The organism is Vibrio profundum (genome assembly GCF_050337555.1).
In the GTDB taxonomy this organism is placed as follows: domain Bacteria; phylum Pseudomonadota; class Gammaproteobacteria; order Enterobacterales; family Vibrionaceae; genus Vibrio; species Vibrio profundum.
Genome location: NZ_JAKJTA010000013.1, coordinates 77,345 through 102,499, shown reverse-complemented (window position 1 = coordinate 102,499; position 25,155 = coordinate 77,345). Strand labels below are relative to the sequence as shown.

Sequence of the window (25,155 nt, the reverse complement as noted above, 5' to 3'; positions counted from 1 at the left end):
AGATAAATGATAAGAGAGCAATCCATGCTCTCTTACTTACAATCTAATTATCACATAATCTAATTGTCACCCAGTCTATTTATCGTCGTCGGGTAGGGTTACATTCAGTTCTAACACTGAAATATCGTCTTCCTTATGTTCAAACGACAGATCCACCATCGACGGCTCCACAGCAACATACTTGCTAATGACTTTAAGAATATCCTCTTTAAGCTGGGGCAAGTAGTTTGGGGCCGGATCATCGGCGCTGCGGCGCTCGGCAACAATAATTTGTAGACGCTCCTTCGCTAAACTGGCTGACGGCTTTTTTTGTTGCCGAAAAAACTCGAGTAGTGCCATTCCCTGTTAGCCTCCAAATAGACGTTTAAAGATTCCTTTCTTCTGCTCAGTCAAAAAGCGGAAGTCAATTTGTTCACCCAATAAACGCTCAATGGTATCGCGGTACGCCATACCTGCATCAGACTCATCGTCGAAGATCACAGGAACCCCTTTGTTTGAAGCATTCAGTACCGCTTGGCTTTCTGGGATCACGCCTAGTAGAGGGATATGTAAAATCTCTTCAACGTCTTCCACACTGAGCATTTCGCCTTGAGTCACTCGCACTGGGTTATAGCGGGTGAGTAACAAATGTTGCCTAACCGGTTCTAAACCTTCTTCGGCACGTTTTGATTTTGAATCGAGAATGCCGAGGATTCGGTCTGAATCACGAACTGAAGAGACTTCAGGGTTGGTGGTGATGATTGCTTCGTCGGCGAAATACAGCGCCATCAGAGCTCCTTGCTCTATGCCTGCTGGTGAGTCACAGACGATAAAATCGAAACCCATTTCGTCGAGTTCGTCGAGTACCTGTTTCACGCCTTCTCGGCTAAGTGCATCTTTATCTCGTGTTTGCGAAGCCGGGAGGACGAACAAGTTCTCGGTGCGTTTGTCTTTAATGAGGGCTTGGTTCAATGTCGCCTCACCATTGATGACATTAACAAAGTCATAAACAACGCGGCGTTCGCAGCCCATGATAAGATCTAGGTTACGCAGGCCAATATCAAAATCGATCACTGCGGTCTTCTTACCTTTCAAAGATAAGCCTGAGGCAATTGCTGCACTTGATGTGGTTTTGCCTACGCCACCTTTTCCTGATGTGACAACAATAATGCGTGCCATATTGTTTTCCTTATATTTATTAGATAGTGAGGATGTCAAAGTGCAAGGTGTCATCAGACATACTTAACATAACTTTCTTTTTCCATAACTCACTGTCAATTTGATCGCTTAACCAATAGTTTCCTGCAATAGAAACCAGTTCAGCTTGTAAATCGTGACAAATAATCTTGGCTTCTTTTAAGCCGCTTGCGCCAGCGATCGCTCGCCCGCGCAGGGTTCCATGAATATGAATGGAACCGTCAGCGATGACTTCTGCACCAGCGCTGACATGGTTTAATAGCACTAAGTCGGAGTTTTTTGCATAGATTTGCTGGCCTGAGCGCACGGGAGTACGAATCACCTTGGTGGGCGATAAGTTGATTGGCGCTTTTGGCGGTGGTTTACTCGACGACATGATGGCAAAGCCTACATCGGATGCTAAGGATTGTGCTTTCTTACTCTTAGCTCCTGTAATTCCCACTGGGATCAGCCCTGCGCTTTGTATGCCTTGTTTTAGTTGTGAAAAGTTAATTTCTCCGTCGACTTGAGCAATATTGATAACTACTGGTGCCGAAGTGAAAAAGCTGGGAGCTTGCTCCACTTTTTGTGTGAGAAATTGGATAGACTGCTCTACATCGTTGTCTGACAAGTGAAGCACAGACAACGTAAAGCTACTTCCCTTTAAGTCAGGTGTTTGTGACATTTATTTGCTGGCCTCAATAACCTTTGCTGCAATCAATAGAACATTATCTGAAATTATACTTATCATGTTATATTCCCCGTCATAGCTCAGCAAGTTATCTAGCCACTAATTGAGTGACTTAGGCGAAAAAATAGCTAAACATTTACGAAATTCACTTTTTATTAAGAGAATTGGTACAATTTAACCAAATTTTAAAGGCTCTCTATGCTCTGTTCTATTTATAAAAGCACCAAGAAAGAAGGCGCATATTTATATCTACCGAAGAAAGATGATTTCTCACAGGTCCCTGACACTTTAATGCAGATGTTCGGCAAACCTATATTTGTCATGGTGATTAAGTTGGAGGGGAGAACGCTGGCGCAAGTCGATATAGAAAAGGTCAAAGAATCTCTTGGCAAAGACGGCTTTTTCTTGCAATTGCCACCGCCACCGGAAAACCTATTGGATAGTTATAAGAAGCAAAAAGCACAACGTAACCAATCGGAATAACTTTATCGAGTAAATTGCTCAAGGAGGGCAATTTGAAAAAACTACTCACGTTAGTATTAGGTTTAGGGATCGCAACGTCTGCGCTGGCACAAGATGTGAGCTTTGAGCAGTATGTTGAAGGCCTAAAAAAAGAGGCGCGATCGGATGGTATCTCTGAACAGGTAGTCACAGACGCGTTTAAAAACGTGAAATATATGCCTAGAGCAGTAAAAGCCGATCGCAATCAACCAGAGAAGCGCTTGACGCTTGACGAGTATATCCCCAAGGCAGTGCCGGCTTGGAAAGTTGCTCAAGCTAAGAAATTGTATAAAAAATATTACCCAGAGCTAAAAAAAATTAGCGACAAATATGAGGTTCAGCCTCAATACATTGTTGCGCTTTGGGGAGTAGAGAGCAATTTCGGTAAATTTACTGGTCGATACAATGTCATTGATGCTCTGTCGACTATGGCCTACGACGGTCGCCGAGAAGCCTTTTTCCGCGGTGAAACTATTGCCGCTTTAAAAATACTGCAGCAGGGGCATATTGATATTCAAGATATGAAAGGCTCTTGGGCTGGCGCGATGGGGCAATGTCAATTTATGCCAAGTTCTTACTTAGCCTATGCCGCGGATGGCAACGGCAATGGCAAAAAAGACATCTGGCATTCACCAGAAGATGTGTTTGCATCCACGGCGAACTATTTGCACAAATCTGGCTGGGACGATACGCATACATGGGGAAGGCAGGTGCGCTTGCCAAAAGGCTTTGACGCCAAGTTAGCAGGCAGAGAGGAATCGAAATCGAAACTTTTAAGCGAATGGCGTAAGCTCGGCGTCACTGAGTATGATGGTAAAGCGCTACCAAAACTCGGTGATAAAGACATTAAAGCTTGGTTGGTCGTCCCGGATGATGTCAAAGGCAGAGTCTATTTGGTGTACAACAATTACCAAGTGCTTATGAAGTGGAATCGTTCTTATTATTTTGCGACGGCGGTGACCCACCTTGCGGATGCGATTAAATTTGATCCGGTTCAATAGCCAGTGATTCTTGCCTATGATGAACGGCCAAATACGAACAAATAAATAGAAAAAGGCTCCGTAAAACGGAGCTTTTTTATTGGGTTGTATTACCAGATAGAGTTTATTTTTTTGTATGAAATTGCTCGCAGGCGATCATGGTATTTTCAATGAGACTTGCAACGGTCATTGGGCCAACACCACCCGGTACAGGAGTGATAAAGCTCGCATTGTCTTTAGCAACATCATATTCCACATCGCCAACTAACTTACCGGATTCCAATCGGTTAATACCAACATCAATGACAACAGCCCCTTCTTTGATCCACGCCCCTGGGACAAAATTAGGCTTACCAACGGCCACCACCACGATGTCGGCTTGACGTACATGACTCTCTAGATCTTTGGTGAATCGGTGACAGGTCGTGGTTGTACAACCAGCTAGCAGTAGTTCTAACGTCATCGGTCTGCCGACAATATTCGATGCACCGACCACAACGGCATGTTTGCCACGCAGTTCAATATTGTATCGCTCAAGCAGGGTGATTATTCCCTTAGGTGTGCAAGAACGTAGTTTTGGCATGCGCTGTGCCAATCGGCCGACATTATATGGATGAAAACCATCAACATCTTTTTCCGGAATAATACGTTCTAGAACATGTGTGCTATCGATTCCAGCAGGAAGAGGGAGCTGAACTAATATACCGTCAATTTCAGGGTTAGTATTAAGCTCGTCGACGAGTTGTAAAAGCTCAGCTTCGGTAGCATTTGATGGTAAGTCATAAGACTTTGATAAGAAGCCAACTTCCTCACAGGCGCGGCGCTTGCTGCCTACGTAGACTTGAGAGGCAGGATCTTCTCCTACCAATATCACTGCAAGGCCAGGCGCACGCAGCCCAGCTTCAGTGCGAGCTTTTACTCGAGCAGCAACTTCAGAGCGGACAGTTTGAGAAATTAATTTTCCGTCGATATTTTGGGCAGTCATGACTTTCCTTCAGATAGGTGGCCAACAAATTCGCGCGCATTGTCGCAAAAAAAACAGTTAACATCCATAGGCAAACGTTTGCTTTGTTGTTAAATTGAACGCTTTTATTGGGTTAGTGCTTTTTTTAATCACTTGAATCAAATTCTTATATAAAGGCATTGATTTAACGATTTCAATTCGTATAATTCATCCCTGTAGCGCGCCCTTAGCTCAGCTGGATAGAGCACGTCCCTTCTAAGGATGTGGTCGAAGGTTCGAATCCTTCAGGGCGTGCCATATTAAGAAACCCTCTAGACTCAATGAGTTTAGAGGGTTTTTGCATTTTTATATACCGACAAAATAGTGATGCGATAGGTTCGGCACAGTTTTCCTTAAACTCACTTTTCCCGAAACATACGTTTCTCAAAGCACCGCTTTGCGAATAATCGTGTCCAAAAATATCGTTGCCTCTAAGTAGGGGGAAAACCACGCCGCATTCTTGGTTGCCGTGAGGACTTGCCTTTAGCAATCGGGAGCCATGCTGGTTGGAAGCGTCAACGCGTTTTTGCCGCAGGTATGCTATTTTGTCTAAATGGATAGATAGTTAATTAGGTGGTATATGTCTATTTGGGACGCGTTGCCAATCACGAATCGATACTCGGGCCTGTCGAAGGCATTTTATACTTTAGTATCTCCTCAGCCCTTAGATAATCCTCGTTGGTTGATCTGGAATAGTGCTTTAGCGGCATCGTTTGGGTTGCCTGCTGAAAGTGAGTTGCCTGAGGGTTTGTTATCCGAGTTGGATGGTTCTGCTTTACCGTCACAGTTTTATCCTCTTGCAATGAAATACGCTGGCCACCAATTTGGATCGTATAATCCAGATTTAGGCGATGGTCGTGGGCTGCTATTGGCGGAGCTAGCAGACAAAGAGGGCACGGTTTACGACATTCATTTGAAAGGGGCAGGAATGACGCCCTATTCACGTATGGGTGATGGACGAGCCGTTTTACGATCCACCGTCCGTGAATACTTGTGCAGTGAAGCGATGGCGGCACTGTCGATACCAACCACGCGCGCTTTAGCCATTATTGATAGTGATACTCCGGTGTACCGAGAAACCACAGAGCGGGGTGCACTGCTGATAAGGTTAGCGGAAACGCATATACGTTTTGGCCATTTTGAGCATTTTTATTACACCAACCAAATAAGTGAGCTGACGCTTCTCGCCGACAAAGCGATTGAATGGTGCTACCCGCAATGTCAAGGAACCCCGCAGCCCTACGCCGCTTTACTGCTTAATATTGTAACCAAAACAGCCGAAATGATTGCCCAGTGGCAAGCGGTTGGGTTTGCTCATGGGGTGATGAATACCGACAACATGTCTATCCTAGGCCATACTTTTGATTACGGTCCATTTGGCTTTCTCGATGACTTTGAGCCTAACTACATTTGTAACCACTCAGATTTCCAAGGGCGATATGCTTTCAACCAACAGCCAAGTATCGCGCTATGGAACTTATCTGCTTTGGCGCAGAGTTTATCCCCATTGATCAGTAAACAAGACATTGACTTTGCTTTGCAACAATTTGAGCCTCTATTTATCAAACACTATCGCCATATTATTGGAGCCAAGTTGGGCTGGGCAGAACATCACGAGGGTGACAGTAAACTGATCAACGACTTATTTGCTCTGTTGACACAAGACAGTGTGGATTACACTAATTTCTTTCGCTTGTTGTCCAACCTAGATGAGCAGGGTACCCAGCCAGTTTTGGATCTGTTTGGTAGCCAGCAAGCGTGTACTCAGTGGTTAGAAAATTATCAAACTCGCTGCTTGCTTGAACATCCAGGGAAAGATAATTACACAGTAGCCCAAGATCGCTGCGTAGAAATGAGGCGGCGTAATCCCAAGTATATTTTGCGCAATTACTTGGCGCAGCAAGCCATTGAAAAAGCGGAACGTGGCGACTACCAAGAACTGCACCGATTAAGCGCTTTATTGGCACGTCCTTATGATGAACATTCAGAATTCTCACACTATGCTTCCGCTCCGCCAGATTGGGGCAGAAAGCTGGCGATAAGCTGCTCCTCTTGATACATGCATAGGTACGCGAGCCACTAAGGCTGTTGAGCCCATTGATGAATCTTTTCTAACACTAAGTCTCGGTTGATAGGCTTAGTGAGGAAGTCATTCATGCCTGCATTGAGGCAATCTTGTCGGTCGGACTCCATAGCATTGGCGGTCATCGCGACAATCGGAATCATCTCGTAAGTGCTGCCCGCTTCTCCTCGTCGAATACAGCGGGTAGCTTCGTAGCCATCCATTTCTGGCATTTGACAGTCCATGAAGACTAGGTTGATCGCGCTTTGTTGGTTAAGGATCTCCAACGCTTCCCTTCCGTTTTCGGCTAAGACTATATCGACATCAAATTGATTAAGGACTCCTTTGATGACGACTTGGTTAACTCGATTATCTTCAACCACCAGTACTGTGGTGCCTTCTTTCACACTTTTTTTCTCAGTTTGGTTTTCTTCTGGTTTTAAGCTGGTGAGGTAGCTTCGAGTCACCAGTGCTCCGTTCTCGAACCGTTCACTTGCAATCACGTTGAGAGCATTAAATAAATCGGATGTAGTCGCAGGTTTGGCGAAATAGCCGCTAAAACCGACTCGTCTGAATTCTTCATGGTTGGCGATGCCTTCCATAGACGTCATCATTATTAGCCGCGTCGAATGAAATTTTTCATGGGTTCGGATAGATTCACATAGCTCAATACCATCACATTCAGGCATTTGCATATCAAGAAAAGCGATATCATAAGGACGTTCTGAATTGAGTGCCGCTTCGAATCTTTCTAGCGCCAATATATGCCCATCAGCTTGTTCGGTATAAGCACCCCAGTGCTCTAATTGTTTGGAGAGCACTTCGCGGTTTACGGCATTGTCGTCGACAATCAAGACTGATAGCTGACTAATGTCTACTTGCGGGATGACTTGTTCTGAGCGATTGGATTTGTCGAGCGTTATCGTAAACGAAAACTTACTTCCAGAGCCGGTTTGGCTTTCGACATAAATATCCCCCCCCATTAATCGGCAAAGCTTTTTAACTATTGCTAAGCCGAGACCAGTACCGCCATATTTGCGAGTGGTAGATGCGTCCACTTGGCTAAATTTGTCAAAAAGGTTAGTGAGCTTATCTTTAGGTATGCCTATGCCACTATCGGATACCGAGCCTTCTAAACACCAGCGATGGTCTGGTCTTTCTGATAATTTTGCGCTAACAACAACCTCTCCTTTTTCGGTGAATTTAATCGCATTGCTGATTAAGTTGGCGAAAATCTGACGAATACGACTGCTATCGCCAACTAACATTGATTCACTGACTTCAATGGTATCCAGTACTATCTCTACGTTAGGGTTCGAAAGGTTTGCGGCAGCGGATTCACAAAAATCGCCCAACAAACGATGCAAATCAAAATGGTGCGCTTCTAATTCAAGTTTGTTGGCTTCGATTTTAGAGAAATCAAGAATGTCATTGATGATGTGGAGCAAAGATTCAGCGCTGTTGTGCGCCAAATAGGCTTGGTGCTTTTGTGAGCTTGACAGTTTGTTGTCCATCAATAGCTCAAGCATACCAATTACGCCGTTCATTGGCGTACGGATTTCGTGACTCATTACTGCTAAAAACTCACTTTTTGAGCGCGCCGCTTGCTCGGCTTCTTCTTTCGAGTCAATGAGTGCTTGTTCTGCTGCTTTGGCGGTAGTGATATCTTTGATGATGCCAGAAAAAATGACATCACCTTCTGTTTCTACATTAGCGATAGAAAGGATGATGGGAAAGCGTTCGCCATTTTTTCGGATTGCGGTAAGCTCCCGTCCTAATTTACCCTGAGCATTCCTGATACCGATGATTTTAGACTCACTGGTTTTGCAAAAATGGTCAATATAGGATTGGTGCTCAACTGCAACGTAGGGTTCCATTAAAGTCTCAACCGAGTTGCCTACTATTTCTGCCTCGGTGTAACCAAATATATTTTGCGCGGCTTGATTAAACGACAGCATTCGTCCGTTTCTATCTATGGTGATAATTCCATCTGCGGCGGTGTCTAAAATAGCACTGAGTTTTCGGGTCACAAGTGATTGTTCTGATATTGCTTTTTGCTTTTGACTTATTTCTTGGTCTAGACGCTCAATTGACGTGGTTTTCCGTTTTAATTGCCGAGATAAATCATTGATTGATTTTGATATAGTGGACACTTCGAGCGTGTTTGAATGTGGAATAACATAGTCTAATCCTTGGTGGCCGAGCTCATGAATATGCTGATTGAGTTGGAGGATGGGCCGGATAACGACTCTTCGGATTAAAGCGAACATGGAAATTGATAGCAATATAGATGCAATGGTTATGAGGGCAACAATAACCGACCGGATATCATAGGCGCTTTTTAACGCTTCTGGCTTGGAGAAAGTGACGTCCATCCGGTAGTTAGCTAAGCCTAATTGCAATAACTTATTGGCTTTCAGGATGTCGACTTCATGGTGTTGTGTTTTAACAGCGCTAACGCTAACGCTAACGCTTGAGTTATCCTCACTAGTAATTGACATGGACTGAATGGGTAAATAGGCCTCTTCCAGAGTACGCTCTGATTTGTCGAGCAATAACGTCATGGTTTGATGCCAGTCAAAAGAGACAATCACCCAGCCAATTAATTGATTGTGTTGCTTGATCGGCGCACTTACCCATTGTGAAATCGTTTCTGCTGGAGAGTTAGCAAGCATTGGGTCTCGGCTAGGCCGGCTTGTGATCACATGATCGCTTAGCAGCGGTCGGAAAGTCGGGTTATTTTCCAAGTTATCTAACAAGAAACTTTCGCCAAAAAACTTTTGACTCTTACTATTTATTGTTGAGGTTGAGAAAATATTCCCATCGTAATCAACGACCAAAATATAGTTGAGATTCGGATATTCTACTGCGATATCGTTTAATCTCGCTGCGATACCTCGGTTGACTCCACTGGATAAGATTCTCTCTAACGTTCTGTTACGCGAGGTTATTTCTGCTATAGATAGTTGCTTTTCGTTGTTTTCCTCGACTATGTTCGATAGCAGTTCTAAAGTACCATTCAATTGCTGATAGGCTGACTTCTCGATTGCAGAATGGGACATGGTCAGTGCGATGATGCCAGTGAAAAGTAAGATAATGACGGTAAGGCCTGACATCATCAATGTGACCTTTTTTAATAAAGTCATGTTCTACCTTTAGTACGGTTGGCCAATAGTGCAGCTGGTTAAGTGGCATTGATATTGTGTCTAATGCCATTGATATTGGTTGCTATCGGTGTGGTCGATCGCAATCCCCAATCGGCGGGCGCTAGCGCGGTTAATTAAAAATGTCGGTTGATCTTGCAAGTTTGATTGTAGCTGTGAAGGTTGTTGATCGTTACGCAAGATTTCGGCCGCTTTCTTACCTGACATTTTGCCAAGTGTATAAAAGTCAGCGACTGGACCAAATGTCGATCCTTGCATGATGCCTGTTTTGTTTGAGCTTAAAATAGGGATGTTTTTTTGTTCGGCAATTTGAATTAATGCTGCTTCACCACCGTTTTGCAACAAGGTGTCGGTGGTGGTGATGTACAGGTCGATGCTACTTGGTAGCGTGTTTGCTTTAGTTTTCAAATCATTCATATCTTGAGCTTCAACGTCGGTTGCGTTGATCCCTTTTCTTTTTAGCAATCGCATTAAATTGGTTGCCTGGATTTTTGAATTGGGTTCACCTTTACGATGAAAGATAGCCACATGTTTCGTTTTTGGAACGAGTTTAAAGATCAGCATAATGTGATGCTGGATCGGGACATAATTACTGGTCCCAACGAGGTTGTTTCCTGAATATTCAAACGAGTCAATCAGCCCAGAATCTGCAGGGTAGGTGACGATAGAAAAGACAATTGGTGTTGTTGCTGGCAAGGTTTCTTTAACGATCACCGTCCCTGGGGTCGTGAGAGAGTACACTAGGTCGACTTTTTGTTCTGCGAGTGTTTTAGCCGCGGCCCTTTGCGCGCTTTTATCGCTGCTAATAACACCAGAGACAAAAGTGACATCGGTAGATAAGTTAATCCCATTTTCAGCTAAACCATCTTTAAATCCTTGTACACTATCTGGATAGCCTGTCCACAACGCTAAACCAATTTTGTATGGAGGAGGCTTGGCAAAGCCCGCAGGCGCATAACAAAAACTGAATATTGCGAATGAGGCGGTGAGATATGTGAGAATAAGCCTAGCCATATCAAATCCTTATTATTAATGCGGCTTTCCATGTGTGCCACTGTTCATATTGTAGATCTTAATGCACCAGCTTTCATAGGTTGAATGCAATGTCGATTACAATAAAGTGACCTAAGTTTATTTTATGCATTTGCTTTCGCATGTGTGTTGTTGGCGTGAGACTTGAGCCATTGCGCTAAGAACCTCGCTCCATCCGCTAAGAGCAACAGCGCTAAGGACAAGTTTGCAAGAACAGTTCTCTAAGAACCGTTTTCCAAGGACAGCTTGCTAGGAATCGCTTACTAAGAACGATGGAATCGGGTGAGGGGAGGGGTAGTTGGTTTCATATCTATATTTAACAGAATGAAATACGTTGTATCTTTTTTTGGTTGTCTTGGTCAGTTGTGAATATTTTGTCGATAACCTGACGTAAAATTTACATTCTCCCGTGGTGTGAAGCGGCGAGAGGAGTTTTCGCGGCTATACTTAGATGTGAGAGATAAATGAAATGTCCAACGTAAGTGAACAAAAGATTTCTCAACAAATTATGACGGTGTAAGAGAGGGTATTAAGAGTGTTCCTTCCCACTCAATACCCTCTTCTTACGTCTGCGATTCGATGTTTTGTTTTGTGCATGTTACTCCCCCCTATTTCACTGCCCTTAACTTCAAAAATTTCCGAAAGTATAGAGGCCAAATTAGTGTGCTTGTTTATTGCCCGTTTGGCTGCTTTCATCGAAAAAATTCTCTTCTAGGCTTGAAAAAAAAATCTCTGTCCCAACTTATAAATACAATCGAATTGTTCAACTTGGGAACACCCAACTGGGATGTTGGTTGTTATATAACCTATCTGTAGCGATTGGCTCGACAGGCTAGATTAAGGTCGCTAGAATGCGGCGTCTGAATGTATTTCGAAAACTAGCCTGAATAAACGGCTTCGATCTGATTGAAGTTGTCGAGTGGATTTTGATTGGTTAGTGCCAGTTACATGGCGTTCAACTCAGTCTTAGCTACCCAAGTTCAGCGAACACAAATTTAGGGAAAGTTGCTGAAGTAGCAACTCCTTCGCTCAAAATAATATGAGCCATTTTTGAGGTTAAAATATAATGCAAGTTACTGTTGAAACGCTAGAAGGCCTAGAGCGCCGTCTTAATATTACTGTTCCTGCTGCTAACATTGAAGACACTGTTGCAGCTGAGCTACGCAAAATTGCTAAAAACCGTCGTTTCGATGGCTTCCGTAAAGGCAAAGTGCCTATGAAGATGGTTGCGCAGATGTACGGTCAATCTGTTCGTCAAGACGTAATGGGTGAAGTGATGCAGCGTCACTTTATCGAAGCAATCGTAAAAGAAAAAATCAACCCAGCGGGCGCACCAACTTTCGCTCCAGTTGAAGTAGCAGAAGGCCAAGATCTAGTTTTCAATGCAACTTTTGAAGTTTACCCAGAAGTGGAAATCAAAGGCCTAGAAAACATTGCTGTTGAAAAACCAGCAGTTGACGTAAAAGACGCCGACGTTGAAGAGATGATTGCAACTCTACGTAAGCAGCAAGCTACGTGGACTGAAGCAGATACAGCGGTTGAAGAAGGTACTCGTGCAACTATCGATTTCCTAGGTTCAATTGATGGTGAAGAATTCGAAGGCGGAAAAGCGGAAGACTTCCCACTAGAAATCGGTGCTGGCCGCATGATTCCTGGTTTTGAAGATGGCGTTATCGGCAAAACTGCGGGCATGGAATTTGATATCGAAGTTACTTTCCCAGCAGATTACCATGCTGAAAACCTGAAAGGTAAAGCGGCTAAATTCGCAATCACAGTGAAGAAAGTAGAGACTCAAGCGCTTCCAGAAATCAATGACGAGTTTGTTGCTAAATTCGGCGTTAAAGAAGGTGGTGTTGACGCGCTGCAAACTGAAGTTCGCAAGAACATGCAACGTGAGCTGACTCAAGCTGTTAAAAACCGCATCAAAGAGCAAGCTCTTGACGGTCTTGTTAAAGAAAACGAAATCGACGTACCAGCGGCGCTTATCGACCAAGAAATCGGTGTTCTACGCCAGCAAGCTGCACAACGTTTTGGCGGCAACGCTGAAGCGGCTGACCAGCTTCCACGCGAATTGTTTGAAGAGCAAGCAAAACGCCGTGTTGTTGTCGGACTGCTTCTAGGTGAAGTGATCAAGTCTGAGAAGATCGAAGCTAACGACGAAAAAGTTAAAGCGATGATCTCTGAAATGGCTTCTGCGTACGAAGATCCAACTGAAGTTATTGCTTACTACGAGCAAAACGAGCAGATGATGAACAACATGCGCAACCTAGCTCTAGAAGAGCAAGCTATTGACGCTATCATTGGTAAAGCTCAAGTTTCTGAAAAAGAAGTAAGCTTCAACGACTTGATGAACCAACAGCAGCCTGCGGCATAACAAGTATAATCTTGTGTAGAAGGTTGACTTAAGGTTAACTGTTCTGCTAACAATGGTCCGTGTGATTGTATCATCCGGACCATTTATTTTAGGGATATAAGAATATGAGCTACCAAGAAAAAAATTCAATGCCGCCAATTTTAGACGCGCTGGTACCTATGGTGGTTGAGCAAACTTCCCGTGGCGAGCGTTCTTACGATATTTATTCTCGTTTGCTAAAAGAGCGTGTGATTTTCTTGACTGGTCAAGTCGAAGATCACATGGCAAATCTTGTTGTTGCGCAATTGCTTTTCTTAGAGTCAGAAAACCCTGATAAAGACATCTTCCTTTACATCAACTCGCCAGGTGGCAGCGTAACAGCAGGTATGTCTATTTACGATACCATGCAGTTCATCAAACCAGACGTGAGCACTGTGTGTATGGGACAAGCATGTTCTATGGGTTCTTTCTTACTTGCTGGTGGTGCGCCAGGTAAGCGTTATGCGCTACCAAACTCGCGCGTAATGATTCACCAACCGCTAGGTGGTTTCCAAGGACAAGCATCGGATATCCAAATCCATGCACAAGAAATTTTAACGATCAAACAAAAGCTCAATAGATTGCTTGCCGAGCACACTGGTCAGCCTCTTGATACTATCGAACAAGATACTGATCGAGATAACTTTATGGCAGCTGATGACGCTGTTGAGTACGGTTTGGTTGATGCTGTATTGAACCGTCGCGGTGAATAATTGTTTAACGCAAATCGGTTTAATTTGATATACACTCAAATCATGACAGAGCAAAGGGTAAGAGGTTAGTGAATGACAGATAAAAACAAAGAGAGTGGTAGTAGTAAACTGCTTTACTGTTCTTTCTGTGGTAAAAGCCAGCACGAAGTTCGCAAGCTAATCGCCGGCCCATCCGTATACGTCTGTGACGAATGTGTCGACCTGTGTAACGATATCATTCGTGAAGAAATTAAAGACGTTCTACCAAAGAAACAATCTGAAGCTTTACCTACACCACGTAATATTCGTGAGCACCTTGACGATTATGTCATTGGTCAAGATTATGCGAAGAAGGTATTGGCGGTAGCGGTGTATAACCACTACAAACGTTTACGCAATGGCGATACAACGAGCGAAGGCGTTGAACTTGGTAAGAGTAATATACTTCTGATCGGTCCAACGGGTAGTGGTAAAACTCTACTTGCTGAAACGCTAGCGCGTTTCCTAGATGTACCGTTTACCATGGCAGATGCCACCACATTAACTGAAGCCGGTTATGTGGGTGAAGATGTTGAAAACATCATCCAGAAGCTACTACAAAAATGTGACTACGACGTGGCGAAAGCCGAACGCGGTATTGTTTACATCGATGAAATTGACAAAATTTCTCGTAAAGCCGAAAACCCATCAATCACGCGCGATGTGTCTGGTGAAGGTGTTCAGCAAGCATTACTTAAGCTTGTCGAAGGAACAATCGCTTCGGTTCCACCGCAAGGTGGTCGTAAGCACCCTCAACAAGAGTTCCTGCAAGTTGATACCTCTAAGATCCTATTTATCTGTGGCGGTGCTTTTTCTGGCCTAGATAAGGTGATTGAGCAACGTGTTGCAACGGGTACTGGAATTGGCTTTGGCGCTGAAGTTCGTTCAAAAGACGAAAGTCGCACCGCTGGAGAGTTGTTCGCAAAAGTTGAGCCAGAAGATTTAGTTAAATATGGTCTAATCCCTGAGTTTATCGGGCGTTTACCAGTAACAACAACATTGACTGAATTGGACGAAGAAGCTCTTATCCAAATCTTGTGTGAGCCGAAAAATGCACTAACTAAGCAATATGCTGCGTTATTCGAGATTGAAGATGTTGAGCTTGAGTTCCGTGAAGATGCGCTTCGTGCTATCGCTAAGAAGGCGATGGAGCGTAAAACAGGAGCTCGTGGTCTGCGTTCAATCTTAGAAGGTGTTTTACTTGATACCATGTATGAACTGCCATCGGCTACCGAAGTCAGTAAAGTGGTTATCGACGACTCGGTAATTAATGGTGAATCTGAACCTTTGCTAATCTATAGCAATTCAGACAATCAGGCCTCAGGCGCCGACTAAATCAGCAAATCTTTAAAGGAGGTATCAATTACCTCCTTTTTTTTATTCTTTCATTTGAATCCAACCAATTAGCCCCCATATACTGCAAATAAGATATAAGCAGAAGAGAGAAAAATATGAACTTGGAACGTTCTGAGCGTATCGAGATCCCCGTACTGCCTTTGCGCGATGTGGTGGTGTATCCGCATATGGTGATTCCATTGTTTGTTGGTCGTGAAAAGTCCATTAGTTGCCTAGAATCTGCGATGGACAACAACAAGCAAGTATTGTTAGTTGCTCAAAAGCAAGCCGAAACAGACGAACCTGAGGCGAGCGACCTATTTGATGTCGGCACGGTAGCGACAATTCTTCAGCTTCTTAAGCTACCGGATGGTACCGTTAAAGTGTTGGTTGAAGGTCAGCAAAGAGCGAAAATTAATCGCTATATTGATAGCGAGTATTTCTTAGCGGAAGCCGAATATTTAATCACGCCTGAGTTGGACGAAAAAGAACAGGAAGTGATTGTACGCAGTGCAATCAACCAGTTCGAGGGTTTCATCAAACTCAATAAAAAAATACCCCCTGAAGTCCTGACATCTTTAAATGGCATTGATGAGGCAGCACGCCTTGCCGATACCATGGCTGCGCACATGCCGCTTAAGTTAGAAGATAAGCAACAAGTGCTAGAAATCTTTGATGTCATACAGCGCCTTGAGTTCCTCATGGGGCAAATGGAATCGGAAATTGACATTTTGCAGGTCGAGAAACGTATCCGTGGCCGTGTGAAGAAACAGATGGAAAAATCCCAGCGTGAGTATTATCTGAATGAGCAGATGAAGGCTATTCAGAAAGAGCTGGGCGAAATGGACAATGCGCCAGATGAATTCGAGACTTTAAAGCAAAAGATTGAAGAGTCGAAGATGCCGGAAGAGGCGCGTGAAAAGACAGAACAGGAACTGCAAAAGCTGAAGATGATGTCGCCAATGTCTGCTGAAGCGACAGTGGTACGCAGCTACATCGATTGGATGGTTGGTGTACCTTGGGCTAAGCGTTCTAAAGTGAAGAAGAACCTCGCTAAAGCCGAAGAAATTTTGAATGAAGATCACTACGGCCTGGAACGCGTAAAAGAACGTATTTTAGAGTACTTGGCGGTACAAAATCGTATCAACAAATTAAAAGGCCCTATCCTTTGTTTAGTCGGTCCTCCTGGTGTAGGTAAGACTTCACTCGGTCGTTCCATCGCTGCCGCAACAGGGCGTAAATACACTCGTATGGCGTTGGGTGGGGTGCGTGATGAAGCTGAAATCCGTGGTCACCGCAGAACGTATATTGGTTCCCTACCAGGTAAGCTTATTCAGAAAATGTCGAAAGTCGGGGTGAAGAACCCGCTGTTTTTGTTGGATGAAATCGACAAGATGTCGTCTGACATGCGCGGCGATCCGTCTTCAGCGCTGCTGGAAGTTTTGGACCCAGAACAAAATAACGCGTTTAACGACCACTATTTAGAAGTCGATTACGACTTATCTGATGTGATGTTCGTTGCAACCTCGAACTCAATGAATATCCCCGGGCCACTACTGGATCGTATGGAAGTCATCCGTCTTTCTGGTTATACCGAAGATGAAAAACTCAACATTGCTAAGAAGCACTTGCTAGACAAACAGATTCAGCGCAATGGCTTGAAGTCTCATGAGATCAACGTTGAAGATTCAGCGATCATGGGCATCATTCGCTATTACACACGTGAAGCGGGCGTTCGAAACCTAGAACGCGAAATCTCTAAGATTTGCCGTAAAGCTGTGAAAAACATCTTGTTAGACAGTGAGCTCAAATCAGTCACTGTGAACATAGATAATTTACAGGATTACTTAGGTGTTCTGCGCTTCAACTATGGCAAAGCGGAAGAAAGCAACCGTATTGGTCAAGTAACGGGTTTGGCGTGGACGGAAGTAGGTGGCGACCTACTGACTATCGAAACTGAATCGGTATTGGGTAAAGGAAAGCTAACTCAGACGGGCTCATTGGGCGATGTGATGCAAGAGTCGATTCAAGCGGCAATGACAGTGGTTCGCGCTCGTGCGGCGAAGCTTGGCGTGAATGCTGACTTTTACGAGAAGCGTGACATTCACGTGCACGTACCTGAAGGGGCAACGCCAAAAGACGGCCCAAGTGCAGGTATTGCCATGTGTACGGCTCTTGTCTCTAGCTTAACGGGTAACCCAGTGAAAGGCGAAGTCGCGATGACGGGTGAAATTACCCTACGCGGTGAAGTGCTGCCTATTGGTGGATTAAAAGAAAAGCTTCTTGCTGCTCACCGTGGTGGAATTACTACCGTTCTTATTCCAAAAGAAAACGAACGTGATCTCAAAGAGATCCCAGATAATGTGATTGCTGACCTAAAAGTTATTCCGGTTCAATGGATTGATGAAGTACTGAAAGTCGCGCTAGTACAAGATCCTACTGGAGTAGAACTTTCGATAGAAAATAGTGATGGATAGCAAAAACTAGATAAAAGGGAAGACTGATTTGCCTTAAAAGGCTTGTCAGTCTTTTTCTGGGGAGCTAACGTTACCGACGGGGCTTGAAGCCTTGGCAGCTCTAGCCTTTGCTGATGTTGGAAACGTACATGGGACGAATTAGCTATCCCTAAATAACAACAATGGATAGCACAAAGGAGAATCGCGGTGAATAAAACTCAATTGGTCGATAAAATTGCACAAAGCGCAGATATTTCAAAAGCTTCTGCGGGTCGTGTGCTGGATGCTTTTATTGAAGCAGTAGGTGATACGTTAGAATCGGGCGATCAAGTTGCCCTTGTTGGTTTTGGCACGTTTAGCGTGCGTACTCGCGCGGCACGCACAGGTCGTAACCCGAAGACGGGTGAAGAGATTCAAATCGAAGAAGCGAAAGTACCAGCGTTTAAAGCGGGTAAAGCGCTGAAAGAAGCTTGTAACTAATCTTCCTATGAACGCTTGTGAACTTGCGAGTGACTATATACTTGCGAGTGACCATATATAGCTTGTTATAATTTATGCGCATCGTACTGATGCGCATTTCTTTTTCTGGTATTATTTCGCACATTATATTTTACCATGAAGTGGAAAGCTTCATCTCTGGAGAGCAGTCAGACATGATGGATCGATTACGCGATGGCGTGAACAGCATCGCAATAAAAGTAATACTTGGGGTGATCATTCTTGCCTTTGTTTTTGCGGGAATGGGTAGCTACCTTACCCACGGTGGGAGCAATGCAGCCGCGAAAGTAGGTAAAACTGAAATAAGCCGCCAAGCGTTTGAGCAAGCGTATCAAAACGAACGTAACCGCATGCAGTCTCAACTTGGTGATTACTTTTCTAATCTAATGGCCGATCCTAATTATGTGAATGCATTAAGAAAGTCGGTTCTTGATCGAATGATCAACAACATTTTGCTAGAGCAGTACGCGCATACTTTGGGACTCAAGGTTAGTGACGCTCAGGTACAGCACATGATTTTAACGTTGCCGGAATTTCAAAAAGACGGCAAGTTCGATCAGCAAACTTATCAAGCTTTGCTTGCACGAGCAGGTTACGCACCAGATCAATTCGCTGAATATTTGCGTAAAGATTTGTTACGTAATCAATTGCTAGGTGCGATTGAAGGTAGCAGCTTTGCTCTGAAGGGTGAGGTTGAAGCGCAGAATAAACTGATCAGTGAAACGCGTGATATTCGCACCATCACATTGTCGCCGACCGAATTTTCCAAGCAAGTGAAGCTGGACGAAAAAGATATCGCGGCCTATTACAAAGCGCATACATCTAATTTTGTCCGCCCTGCACAAGTGAAAGTCGCTTATATTGAGCTGTCAGGGAAAGAACTCAAGAAGCAGGTATCTGTCTCTGATTCTGAGGCTAAGGCCTATTATCAAGGGCACCTTGCCAAATATTCCACACAGCCTCAGCGCGAAGTTAGTCATATTTTGATTAAAGGCGACCTTGATAAGGCTAAGAAAATCCTAGCCGAATTGAACGCCGGAGCGAACTTTGCCGAATTGGCGAAAAAAGACTCGCAAGATCCAGGTAGTGCAAAAGAAGGTGGCTCACTAGGCTGGATTGAGAAAGGTGTAATGGCACCAGAGTTCGAAAAAGCGGCTTTTGCTTTGCAGAAGGTTGGTTCTCTATCAGGTATCGTGAAGACGTCATTTGGTTATCACATCATTAAACTTGATGCGCTGAAGAAATCTCAAACCAAACCGTTTAAAGAAGTTGTGGCTGAAATAAAAGCTGATTTGAATGATCAAAAAGCAGCAGATAAATTTTATCAACTTCAAACTAAGCTTGAGAAAGTGGCTTACGAATCTCCAGATTCATTAGACGCTGCAGCAAAAGCGATAGGTCAACCGATTCATACCACAGGCTTTATCACTCAAGCGGATGCGCCAAAACTGTTACAGTCTCAGACTGTGTTTCAAGCACTGATGCAACCAGAAGTCAAAGAAGATGGTATGAACTCTAAGACCATTGAAGTGGGTCCTGAAGATGTCGTTGTGGTTCGCGTAGAAGATTCACGTGAGAAAATGGTTCTGCCCCTCAAACAGGTGCGCAAACAAGTTGTGACTCAATTGTCTCTAGAGCAAGGCCAGAAGAACGCGCAAAGTTTGGCGGACAATTTAGTGAAAGGTTTGGATAAAGGTGATACTTCTTTACTTAAAAAGAATGGCTTATCTTTTTCTCCTAGTGAAGTGATTACTCGCCGCTCACCGCTTGCCCAACAAGTGTTTGCAATGGCTAAACCAGCAAAAGGCAAACCAGTTTATAGCAAAACGGGCGATCGCACTGGCAACATAGTTGTTGTTCAATTGGATAAAGTAGAGCAAAAACTTCGACCAGAATACAATGGTCAAATTGCTTCTCAGCTTAATCAACTTGACGCTCAGCAAGATCTTACCGCTGTGTTGGGTGTGTTGCGTAAAAACGCTGACATCACCGTTTCCATCGGTAATGATACGAGTCACTAAACAGTTTGATGTAATTGATAAACTCTATAGAACGGACTGCTTATGCAGTCCGTTGTTTTATCTAACGTAATGTAATGACACGGTGTGGCATGTGGGTATTCTTTTCTTTGCATCTAGCAAAGGGGGAACAAAATGCGAATGGTAAAAACGGGTTTATTATCGGTTCTGATCACATGTTTTATGCTCTTGGCGCCTCTTCCGACATACGCAAACACGTCTGTCGATAAACACGAAGGAATAGAGTTAACCGTCAATATTAATACTGCCGGACCACAGGAATTGGCCGATTTATTGTTGGGTGTTGGACTCAAAAAAGCCGAGGCGATTGTCAGCTATCGAGAGCAACACGGTAGCTTCAAGTCTGCACAGCAACTGTCTGAAGTTAAGGGGATTGGTCCTGCTACTGTGGCCAAAAATTCAAAACGAATTTTACTGTGAGTATTGGGTCACGTGACTGCTCTTCTCTGTCAAACCGATCTCTTCTGGTTGGATATTGAATTGCGGAACGTGTGCCATATTTCACCTTATACAGAACCGATTCAGGTAACCGATCGAAATTTTCTAGTGGCTCAGTTTAGTTAGTGACTAGTGTGACCAATCCCATTATAATTTCGCCAACTTAGGCCTAGGTGTATTTTCCCTAGGCCAATTCATTATGTGGGGTAGAATATGTCTTCTGAGACGGTGATTATTACTGTAGATGGGCCTAGTGGGGCTGGTAAAGGCACTTTATGCATGGCATTGGCGAATAAGCTTGGCTTTATGCTATTGGATTCCGGTGCTATTTATCGAGTGCTTGCTTTGGCTGCTATCCATCATGGCGTTGAGCTAGATTCGGAAGATGCACTTGTACCACTTGCAACGCACTTGGATGTGCAGTTTGTTGCCGAAGGTGACCTTGTGAAAGTGATCCTAGAAGGTGAAGATGTATCCAAGCAATTGCGTAAAGAAGAAACAGGGATGGCGGCATCTAAAGTTGCGGCTTTACCGAGAGTTAGAGAAGCGTTACTAAGACGCCAGCGTGCCTTTGCTCATGGCGAAGGTTTAGTTGCCGATGGTCGTGATATGGGCACTGTCGTGTTTACATCCGCCCAAGTGAAAATATTTCTTGATGCGAGTGCAGAAGAAAGGGCAAGAAGACGCTATAATCAGTTGCACGAGAAGGGGTTAAATGCTAAATTTGACGACCTTTTGGGTGAAATTCAAGAGCGAGACGATCGAGATCGAAATCGCGCTGTCGCACCATTGCGACCAGCTAATGACGCCCTAGTGTTAGATTCCACGTCGATGACTATCGACGAAGTGATAGAAAAAGCACTACAATATATCGAATCAAGCTTATCAGCTTAAATTAAGCTGGTGGGTAAGAACGTTGGTTGCAAGGATGATGACCGGCGAATTTAATAACCCCATGCGGTAGGATACCCATGGAAGTTTAATTTATTGAAGATTAAATAAATGACTGAATCTTTTGCTCAACTCTTTGAAGAGTTTCTAAACGAAACCGAATTTAAACAGGGCAGTATCGTTAAAGGTACTGTAGTTGCTATCGAGAACGGTTTCGTTCTTGTAGACGCTGGCCTTAAGTCTGAATCTGCAATCCCGGCTGAACAATTCAAGAACGCTGCTGGCGAACTTGAAGTTGAAGTTGGCGTAGAAGTAGACGTAGCTCTAGACGCTGTTGAAGATGGTTTCGGTGAAACTCAACTTTCTCGTGAGAAAGCTAAGCGTCACGAAGCGTGGATCGTACTTGAGAAAGCATACGAAGAAGCTGAAACTGTTGTTGGTGTTATCAACGGCAAAGTTAAAGGCGGTTTCACTGTTGAACTAAACGGTATCCGTGCTTTCCTTCCTGGTTCTCTAGTAGACGTACGTCCAATCCGTGACACTGCTCACCTAGAAAACAAAGAGCTAGAGTTCAAAGTTATCAAACTTGACCAAAAGCGTAACAACGTGGTTGTTTCACGTCGTGCGGTTATCGAGTCTGAGAACAGCGTTGAGCGTGATGAGCTTCTAGAAACTCTACAAGAAGGTTCTGAAGTTAAAGGTATCGTTAAGAACCTAACTGACTACGGTGCTTTCGTAGATCTAGGTGGTGTTGACGGTCTTCTACACATCACGGACATGGCTTGGAAACGTGTTAAGCACCCATCTGAGATCGTGAACGTTGGTGACGAAATCCTAGTTAAAGTTCTTAAGTTTGACCGTGAGCGTACTCGCGTATCACTAGGTCTTAAGCAACTAGGCGAAGATCCATGGGTAGCTATCGCTAAGCGTTACCCAGAAGGTCACAAGCTTTCTGGTCGTGTTACTAACCTGACTGACTACGGCTGCTTCGTTGAAATCGAAGAAGGCGTTGAAGGTCTAGTACACGTTTCTGAAATGGATTGGACTAACAAGAACATCCACCCATCTAAAGTTGTTAATGTTGGCGACGAAGTTGAGGTTATGGTTCTTGAGATTGACGAAGAACGTCGTCGTATCTCTCTAGGTCTGAAACAATGTAAAGCGAACCCGTGGCAGTCATTCGCTGAAATGCAAGCTAAAGGCGACCAAGTAACTGGTAAGATCAAGTCTATCACTGACTTCGGTATCTTCATCGGTCTTGACGGCGGCATCGACGGTCTTGTACACCTATCTGACATCTCTTGGAATGCTCCAGGCGAAGAAGCAGTACGTGAATACAAGAAAGGCGACGAAATCTCTGCAGTTGTTCTAGCAGTAGACGCTGAGCGTGAGCGTATTTCTCTTGGCGTTAAGCAAATGGAAAACGACCCGTTCAACGCTTATGTAGCTGAAAACAAAAAAGGTGCTCTAGTTAACGGTACTGTTACAGCAGTTGACGCTAAAGGTGCTACAATTGAACTTGTAGACGGCGTTGAAGGTTACATCCGTGCTTCTGAAGTATCTCGTGACCGTATTGAAGATGCGTCTCTAATCTTGAGTGTTGGCGATAGCGTTGAAACGAAATTTACTGGTGTTGACCGTAAGAATCGTGTAATCAACCTATCTATCAAAGCGAAAGATGAAGCTGAAGAGCAAGAAGCAATGGCTTCACTAAACAAAGCTGAAGACGGCGGGTTTGGTAATGCTATGGCAGATGCATTCAAGGCTGCTAAAGGCGAATAATCATAATCGCTGAAAAAGGAGCCGAAAGGCTCCTTTTTTTTTGATTTTGCCTTCTTTGATATTGAAAGGAATGAGGGAAACTATGACTAAGTCTGAATTGATAGAAAGACTCTGTACAGAGCAGACACATTTGTCAGCGAAAGAAATCGAAGATGCGGTAAAGAATATTCTTGAGCACATGGCGTCGACATTGGAAGGCGGGGACCGCATTGAAATACGTGGTTTCGGCAGCTTCTCACTGCATTATCGAGAGCCAAGAGTAGGCAGAAACCCGAAAACGGGCGATAAAGTTGAATTGGATGGTAAATACGTACCTCATTTCAAACCAGGCAAAGAACTGCGTGAGCGCGTAAATCTTCCTGGTTAAAACTTAACTAAAAATTTATGGAAAGCGGCGTACTTTGAAGGAGCCGCTTTTTTATCGTCATAATATTAAGCGTAAGCATGGTTTGTGTTGCAATTTTGCTGCATAATCATAGCGGCCAAAATCTGTTAGGGTGATGAATTATGAAAATTATAAAGATCATTGTAGTAGCAGCGCTGTTTATTATCGCTCTTGCGTTAGGTGCACAAAATCAATCTATTGTGACGTTAAACTACTTAGTAGCACAGGGTGAGTTCCACCTCTCTCTACTACTTGGAATAGTGTTCCTGCTTGGTTTCTTATTTGCATTGCTTATTTTAGGCAGTTTGCATTTGAAATTGCAATTAAGAGTCAGAAAACTAAACCGCCAACTGAAAAAACAAACTTCTGTTAATGAATCTAAAGCACCAAAAAGCAACCCTATAGAGGGTAAGGCTATTATTTGATGCTAGAGATACTCTTCTTGTTGTTGCCGCTTGCTGCTGCCTATGGCTGGTACATGGGTAACCGCAGCGCGCAACAAGACAAGCAGAAACAGTCCAACCAAATTTCCCGTCAGTACGTTACAGGACTCAACCTATTGTTATCTGAGCAATCAGATAAGGCCGTTGACCACTTTATCGAACTGCTTCAAGTTGACGAAGAAACCATAGATACCCACTTAGCTCTTGGGAACCTCTTTCGCTCTAGAGGGGAGGTCGATCGAGCGATCCGCATTCATCAAAACTTAATTTCTCGCTCTGGTTTAACCATCGACCAAAAGAATATTGCTTTACAGCAACTGGCCCGCGATTACATGGTATCGGGCTTTCTAGATCGGGCTGAAAAGATTTTTGAACAGTTGATTGACGAGCCCGATCATAAAGAAGGGGCGCTTCAACAGTTAGTAGCTATATATCAGCAGACCCGAGAATGGCATAAAGCGATTCATTATTCTTCTATGCTGGTCAAAATAGGCCGTAAGCGAATGAAGAAAACCATTTCTCACCTTTGGTGTGAATTGGGCTCTCAAGAGCAATCTGAAGGCGAGAGCAATAAGGCAATCCAATGCTATAAGCGCGCTTTAGCTGAAGACCCTATGTGTGTGCGAGCCAGTATTGAGTTGGGTAAGTTGTATTTGGAGTTTGAAAATTACAAACAAACCATAAAACATATGGAGCGGGTCTTAGATCAAGATGTCGATTTTGTCGGTGAGGTGTTACCGACGCTAGCTGACTGCTACTACCATCTTTCTCAGGAAGAAAACTTAGTGCAGTTCTTGCGAAAGTGTATTGCGAAGAAAGCAGGCGTGTCAGCAGAATTGATGTTGGCTCAGCTGGTATCTCAGCATGAAGGAACGGGCGCAGCACAAGAAGTTCTGACCCGACAGCTCGTGATAAACCCAACGATGAAAGGCTTCTATCGCTTAATTGACTACCATCTGTCAGAGGCAGAAGAGGGGCGCGCGAAAGAAAGTTTAAGTACCTTGCATAGACTCGTTGGCGAACAGCTCAAAGTTAAACCGCATTATCGCTGCCGTCAGTGTGGTTTTGCGACGCATTCATTATATTGGCATTGCCCTTCTTGCAAAGGGTGGGGCACTATCAAGCCGATTCGGGGCCTTGATGGTGAATAAAGGTAGTTTATTATTTATTATGCCGA

General features: G+C 44.0%; 21 protein-coding genes and 1 tRNA gene. 16 read left to right on the top strand and 6 right to left on the bottom strand.

Annotation, left to right across the window (positions count from 1 at the left end):
- Positions 1-75: 75 nt before the first annotated feature.
- The 3 genes from minE to minC are packed head-to-tail and all read right to left on the bottom strand — an operon-like array spanning position 76 to position 1,840.
- Entirely contained in the window at positions 76-339 is a 264-nt protein-coding gene (gene minE / locus L4C34_RS13815) for a cell division topological specificity factor MinE (RefSeq protein ID WP_428789933.1), read from the bottom strand.
- 6 nt (positions 340-345) lie between these two features.
- Entirely contained in the window at positions 346-1,158 is an 813-nt protein-coding gene (gene minD / locus L4C34_RS13810) for a septum site-determining protein MinD (protein WP_428789932.1), read from the bottom strand.
- Positions 1,159-1,177: 19 nt separating this feature from the next.
- Positions 1,178-1,840 carry a septum site-determining protein MinC gene (minC, locus tag L4C34_RS13805; protein WP_428789931.1) on the bottom strand — a complete coding sequence of 221 codons (663 nt, stop codon included), beginning with the start codon at positions 1,838-1,840 and terminating at the stop codon, positions 1,178-1,180.
- Between the two features lie 204 nt (positions 1,841-2,044).
- Between minC and L4C34_RS13800 the strand changes: the two genes are divergently transcribed.
- Together L4C34_RS13800 and L4C34_RS13795 are read left to right on the top strand one after the other, a co-directional pair.
- Positions 2,045-2,329 (top strand): YcgL domain-containing protein, encoded by a 285-nt coding sequence (locus L4C34_RS13800; RefSeq protein ID WP_428789930.1) that lies wholly within the window; start codon positions 2,045-2,047, stop codon positions 2,327-2,329.
- Positions 2,330-2,361: 32 nt separating this feature from the next.
- The gene (locus L4C34_RS13795; RefSeq protein ID WP_428789929.1) at positions 2,362-3,348 is read left to right on the top strand and encodes a lytic murein transglycosylase; all 987 of its coding nucleotides are present in this window, start codon (positions 2,362-2,364) and stop codon (positions 3,346-3,348) included.
- Positions 3,349-3,451: 103 nt separating this feature from the next.
- On the opposite strand, the gene folD is transcribed toward L4C34_RS13795, so the two are convergent.
- Entirely contained in the window at positions 3,452-4,312 is an 861-nt protein-coding gene (gene folD / locus L4C34_RS13790) for a bifunctional methylenetetrahydrofolate dehydrogenase/methenyltetrahydrofolate cyclohydrolase FolD (RefSeq protein ID WP_428789928.1), read from the bottom strand.
- 199 nt (positions 4,313-4,511) lie between these two features.
- Between folD and L4C34_RS13785 the strand changes: the two genes are divergently transcribed.
- Positions 4,512-4,588: transfer RNA gene (locus L4C34_RS13785), tRNA-Arg, on the top strand.
- A gap of 322 nt (positions 4,589-4,910) precedes the next feature.
- Entirely contained in the window at positions 4,911-6,386 is a 1,476-nt protein-coding gene (locus L4C34_RS13780; protein ID WP_428789927.1) for a protein adenylyltransferase SelO, read from the top strand.
- Positions 6,387-6,409: 23 nt separating this feature from the next.
- Here L4C34_RS13780 and L4C34_RS13775 read toward each other — a convergent pair whose 3' ends face one another.
- Positions 6,410-9,538: a response regulator gene (locus tag L4C34_RS13775; protein ID WP_428789926.1), complete on the bottom strand. Its 3,129-nt coding sequence runs from the start codon at positions 9,536-9,538 to the stop codon at positions 6,410-6,412.
- 60 nt (positions 9,539-9,598) lie between these two features.
- Entirely contained in the window at positions 9,599-10,570 is a 972-nt protein-coding gene (locus tag L4C34_RS13770; RefSeq protein ID WP_428789925.1) for an ABC transporter substrate-binding protein, read from the bottom strand.
- Positions 10,571-11,654: 1,084 nt separating this feature from the next.
- Between L4C34_RS13770 and tig the strand changes: the two genes are divergently transcribed.
- From tig to lapB, 12 genes are all read left to right on the top strand, one after another.
- Positions 11,655-12,962: a trigger factor gene (gene tig, locus L4C34_RS13765; RefSeq protein ID WP_428789924.1), complete on the top strand. Its 1,308-nt coding sequence runs from the start codon at positions 11,655-11,657 to the stop codon at positions 12,960-12,962.
- Between the two features lie 104 nt (positions 12,963-13,066).
- On the top strand, positions 13,067-13,693 hold the full coding sequence (gene clpP, locus L4C34_RS13760; RefSeq protein WP_428789923.1) for an ATP-dependent Clp endopeptidase proteolytic subunit ClpP: 627 nt from the start codon (positions 13,067-13,069) through the stop codon (positions 13,691-13,693).
- Between the two features lie 72 nt (positions 13,694-13,765).
- A complete protein-coding gene (gene clpX / locus L4C34_RS13755) occupies positions 13,766-15,046 on the top strand; it encodes an ATP-dependent protease ATP-binding subunit ClpX (protein WP_428789922.1) in 1,281 nt (426 codons plus the stop codon).
- 116 nt (positions 15,047-15,162) lie between these two features.
- Positions 15,163-17,523 carry an endopeptidase La gene (lon, locus tag L4C34_RS13750; RefSeq protein WP_428789921.1) on the top strand — a complete coding sequence of 787 codons (2,361 nt, stop codon included), beginning with the start codon at positions 15,163-15,165 and terminating at the stop codon, positions 17,521-17,523.
- Positions 17,524-17,709: 186 nt separating this feature from the next.
- Positions 17,710-17,982, top strand: coding sequence for an HU family DNA-binding protein (locus L4C34_RS13745; RefSeq protein WP_428789920.1), 273 nt, complete (start codon positions 17,710-17,712; stop codon positions 17,980-17,982).
- A 173-nt stretch (positions 17,983-18,155) separates the two neighbouring features.
- Positions 18,156-20,021 carry a peptidylprolyl isomerase gene (gene ppiD / locus L4C34_RS13740; protein WP_428789981.1) on the top strand — a complete coding sequence of 622 codons (1,866 nt, stop codon included), beginning with the start codon at positions 18,156-18,158 and terminating at the stop codon, positions 20,019-20,021.
- A 180-nt stretch (positions 20,022-20,201) separates the two neighbouring features.
- Positions 20,202-20,459: a ComEA family DNA-binding protein gene (locus tag L4C34_RS13735; protein ID WP_428789980.1), complete on the top strand. Its 258-nt coding sequence runs from the start codon at positions 20,202-20,204 to the stop codon at positions 20,457-20,459.
- Between the two features lie 231 nt (positions 20,460-20,690).
- Complete coding sequence (gene cmk, locus L4C34_RS13730; RefSeq protein ID WP_428789919.1) at positions 20,691-21,371, top strand: (d)CMP kinase; 681 nt, start codon at positions 20,691-20,693, stop codon at positions 21,369-21,371.
- Positions 21,372-21,479: 108 nt separating this feature from the next.
- Positions 21,480-23,150 (top strand): 30S ribosomal protein S1, encoded by a 1,671-nt coding sequence (gene rpsA, locus L4C34_RS13725; RefSeq protein WP_428789918.1) that lies wholly within the window; start codon positions 21,480-21,482, stop codon positions 23,148-23,150.
- A gap of 82 nt (positions 23,151-23,232) precedes the next feature.
- Positions 23,233-23,517, top strand: coding sequence for an integration host factor subunit beta (gene ihfB / locus L4C34_RS13720; protein ID WP_428789917.1), 285 nt, complete (start codon positions 23,233-23,235; stop codon positions 23,515-23,517).
- A 140-nt stretch (positions 23,518-23,657) separates the two neighbouring features.
- Positions 23,658-23,960 carry a LapA family protein gene (locus L4C34_RS13715; protein WP_428789916.1) on the top strand — a complete coding sequence of 101 codons (303 nt, stop codon included), beginning with the start codon at positions 23,658-23,660 and terminating at the stop codon, positions 23,958-23,960.
- Positions 23,960-25,129 carry a lipopolysaccharide assembly protein LapB gene (lapB, locus tag L4C34_RS13710; RefSeq protein ID WP_428789915.1) on the top strand — a complete coding sequence of 390 codons (1,170 nt, stop codon included), beginning with the start codon at positions 23,960-23,962 and terminating at the stop codon, positions 25,127-25,129. Before L4C34_RS13715 ends, lapB begins: the two co-directional genes overlap by 1 nt.
- The last annotated feature ends 26 nt before the right edge of the window (positions 25,130-25,155 follow it).

Coding starts and splice junctions, on each gene's coding strand:
- minE (WP_428789933.1), bottom strand. CDS start 339: ATGGCACTACTCGAGTTTTTTCGGCAACAAAAAAAGCCGTCAGCCAGT.
- minD (WP_428789932.1), bottom strand. CDS start 1,158: ATGGCACGCATTATTGTTGTCACATCAGGAAAAGGTGGCGTAGGCAAA.
- minC (WP_428789931.1), bottom strand. CDS start 1,840: ATGTCACAAACACCTGACTTAAAGGGAAGTAGCTTTACGTTGTCTGTG.
- L4C34_RS13800 (WP_428789930.1), top strand. CDS start 2,045: ATGCTCTGTTCTATTTATAAAAGCACCAAGAAAGAAGGCGCATATTTA.
- folD (WP_428789928.1), bottom strand. CDS start 4,312: ATGACTGCCCAAAATATCGACGGAAAATTAATTTCTCAAACTGTCCGC.
- L4C34_RS13780 (WP_428789927.1), top strand. CDS start 4,911: ATGTCTATTTGGGACGCGTTGCCAATCACGAATCGATACTCGGGCCTG.
- L4C34_RS13775 (WP_428789926.1), bottom strand. CDS start 9,538: ATGACTTTATTAAAAAAGGTCACATTGATGATGTCAGGCCTTACCGTC.
- L4C34_RS13770 (WP_428789925.1), bottom strand. CDS start 10,570: ATGGCTAGGCTTATTCTCACATATCTCACCGCCTCATTCGCAATATTC.
- tig (WP_428789924.1), top strand. CDS start 11,655: ATGCAAGTTACTGTTGAAACGCTAGAAGGCCTAGAGCGCCGTCTTAAT.
- clpP (WP_428789923.1), top strand. CDS start 13,067: ATGAGCTACCAAGAAAAAAATTCAATGCCGCCAATTTTAGACGCGCTG.
- clpX (WP_428789922.1), top strand. CDS start 13,766: ATGACAGATAAAAACAAAGAGAGTGGTAGTAGTAAACTGCTTTACTGT.
- lon (WP_428789921.1), top strand. CDS start 15,163: ATGAACTTGGAACGTTCTGAGCGTATCGAGATCCCCGTACTGCCTTTG.
- ppiD (WP_428789981.1), top strand. CDS start 18,156: ATGATGGATCGATTACGCGATGGCGTGAACAGCATCGCAATAAAAGTA.
- L4C34_RS13735 (WP_428789980.1), top strand. CDS start 20,202: ATGCTCTTGGCGCCTCTTCCGACATACGCAAACACGTCTGTCGATAAA.
- cmk (WP_428789919.1), top strand. CDS start 20,691: ATGTCTTCTGAGACGGTGATTATTACTGTAGATGGGCCTAGTGGGGCT.
- rpsA (WP_428789918.1), top strand. CDS start 21,480: ATGACTGAATCTTTTGCTCAACTCTTTGAAGAGTTTCTAAACGAAACC.
- ihfB (WP_428789917.1), top strand. CDS start 23,233: ATGACTAAGTCTGAATTGATAGAAAGACTCTGTACAGAGCAGACACAT.
- L4C34_RS13715 (WP_428789916.1), top strand. CDS start 23,658: ATGAAAATTATAAAGATCATTGTAGTAGCAGCGCTGTTTATTATCGCT.
- lapB (WP_428789915.1), top strand. CDS start 23,960: ATGCTAGAGATACTCTTCTTGTTGTTGCCGCTTGCTGCTGCCTATGGC.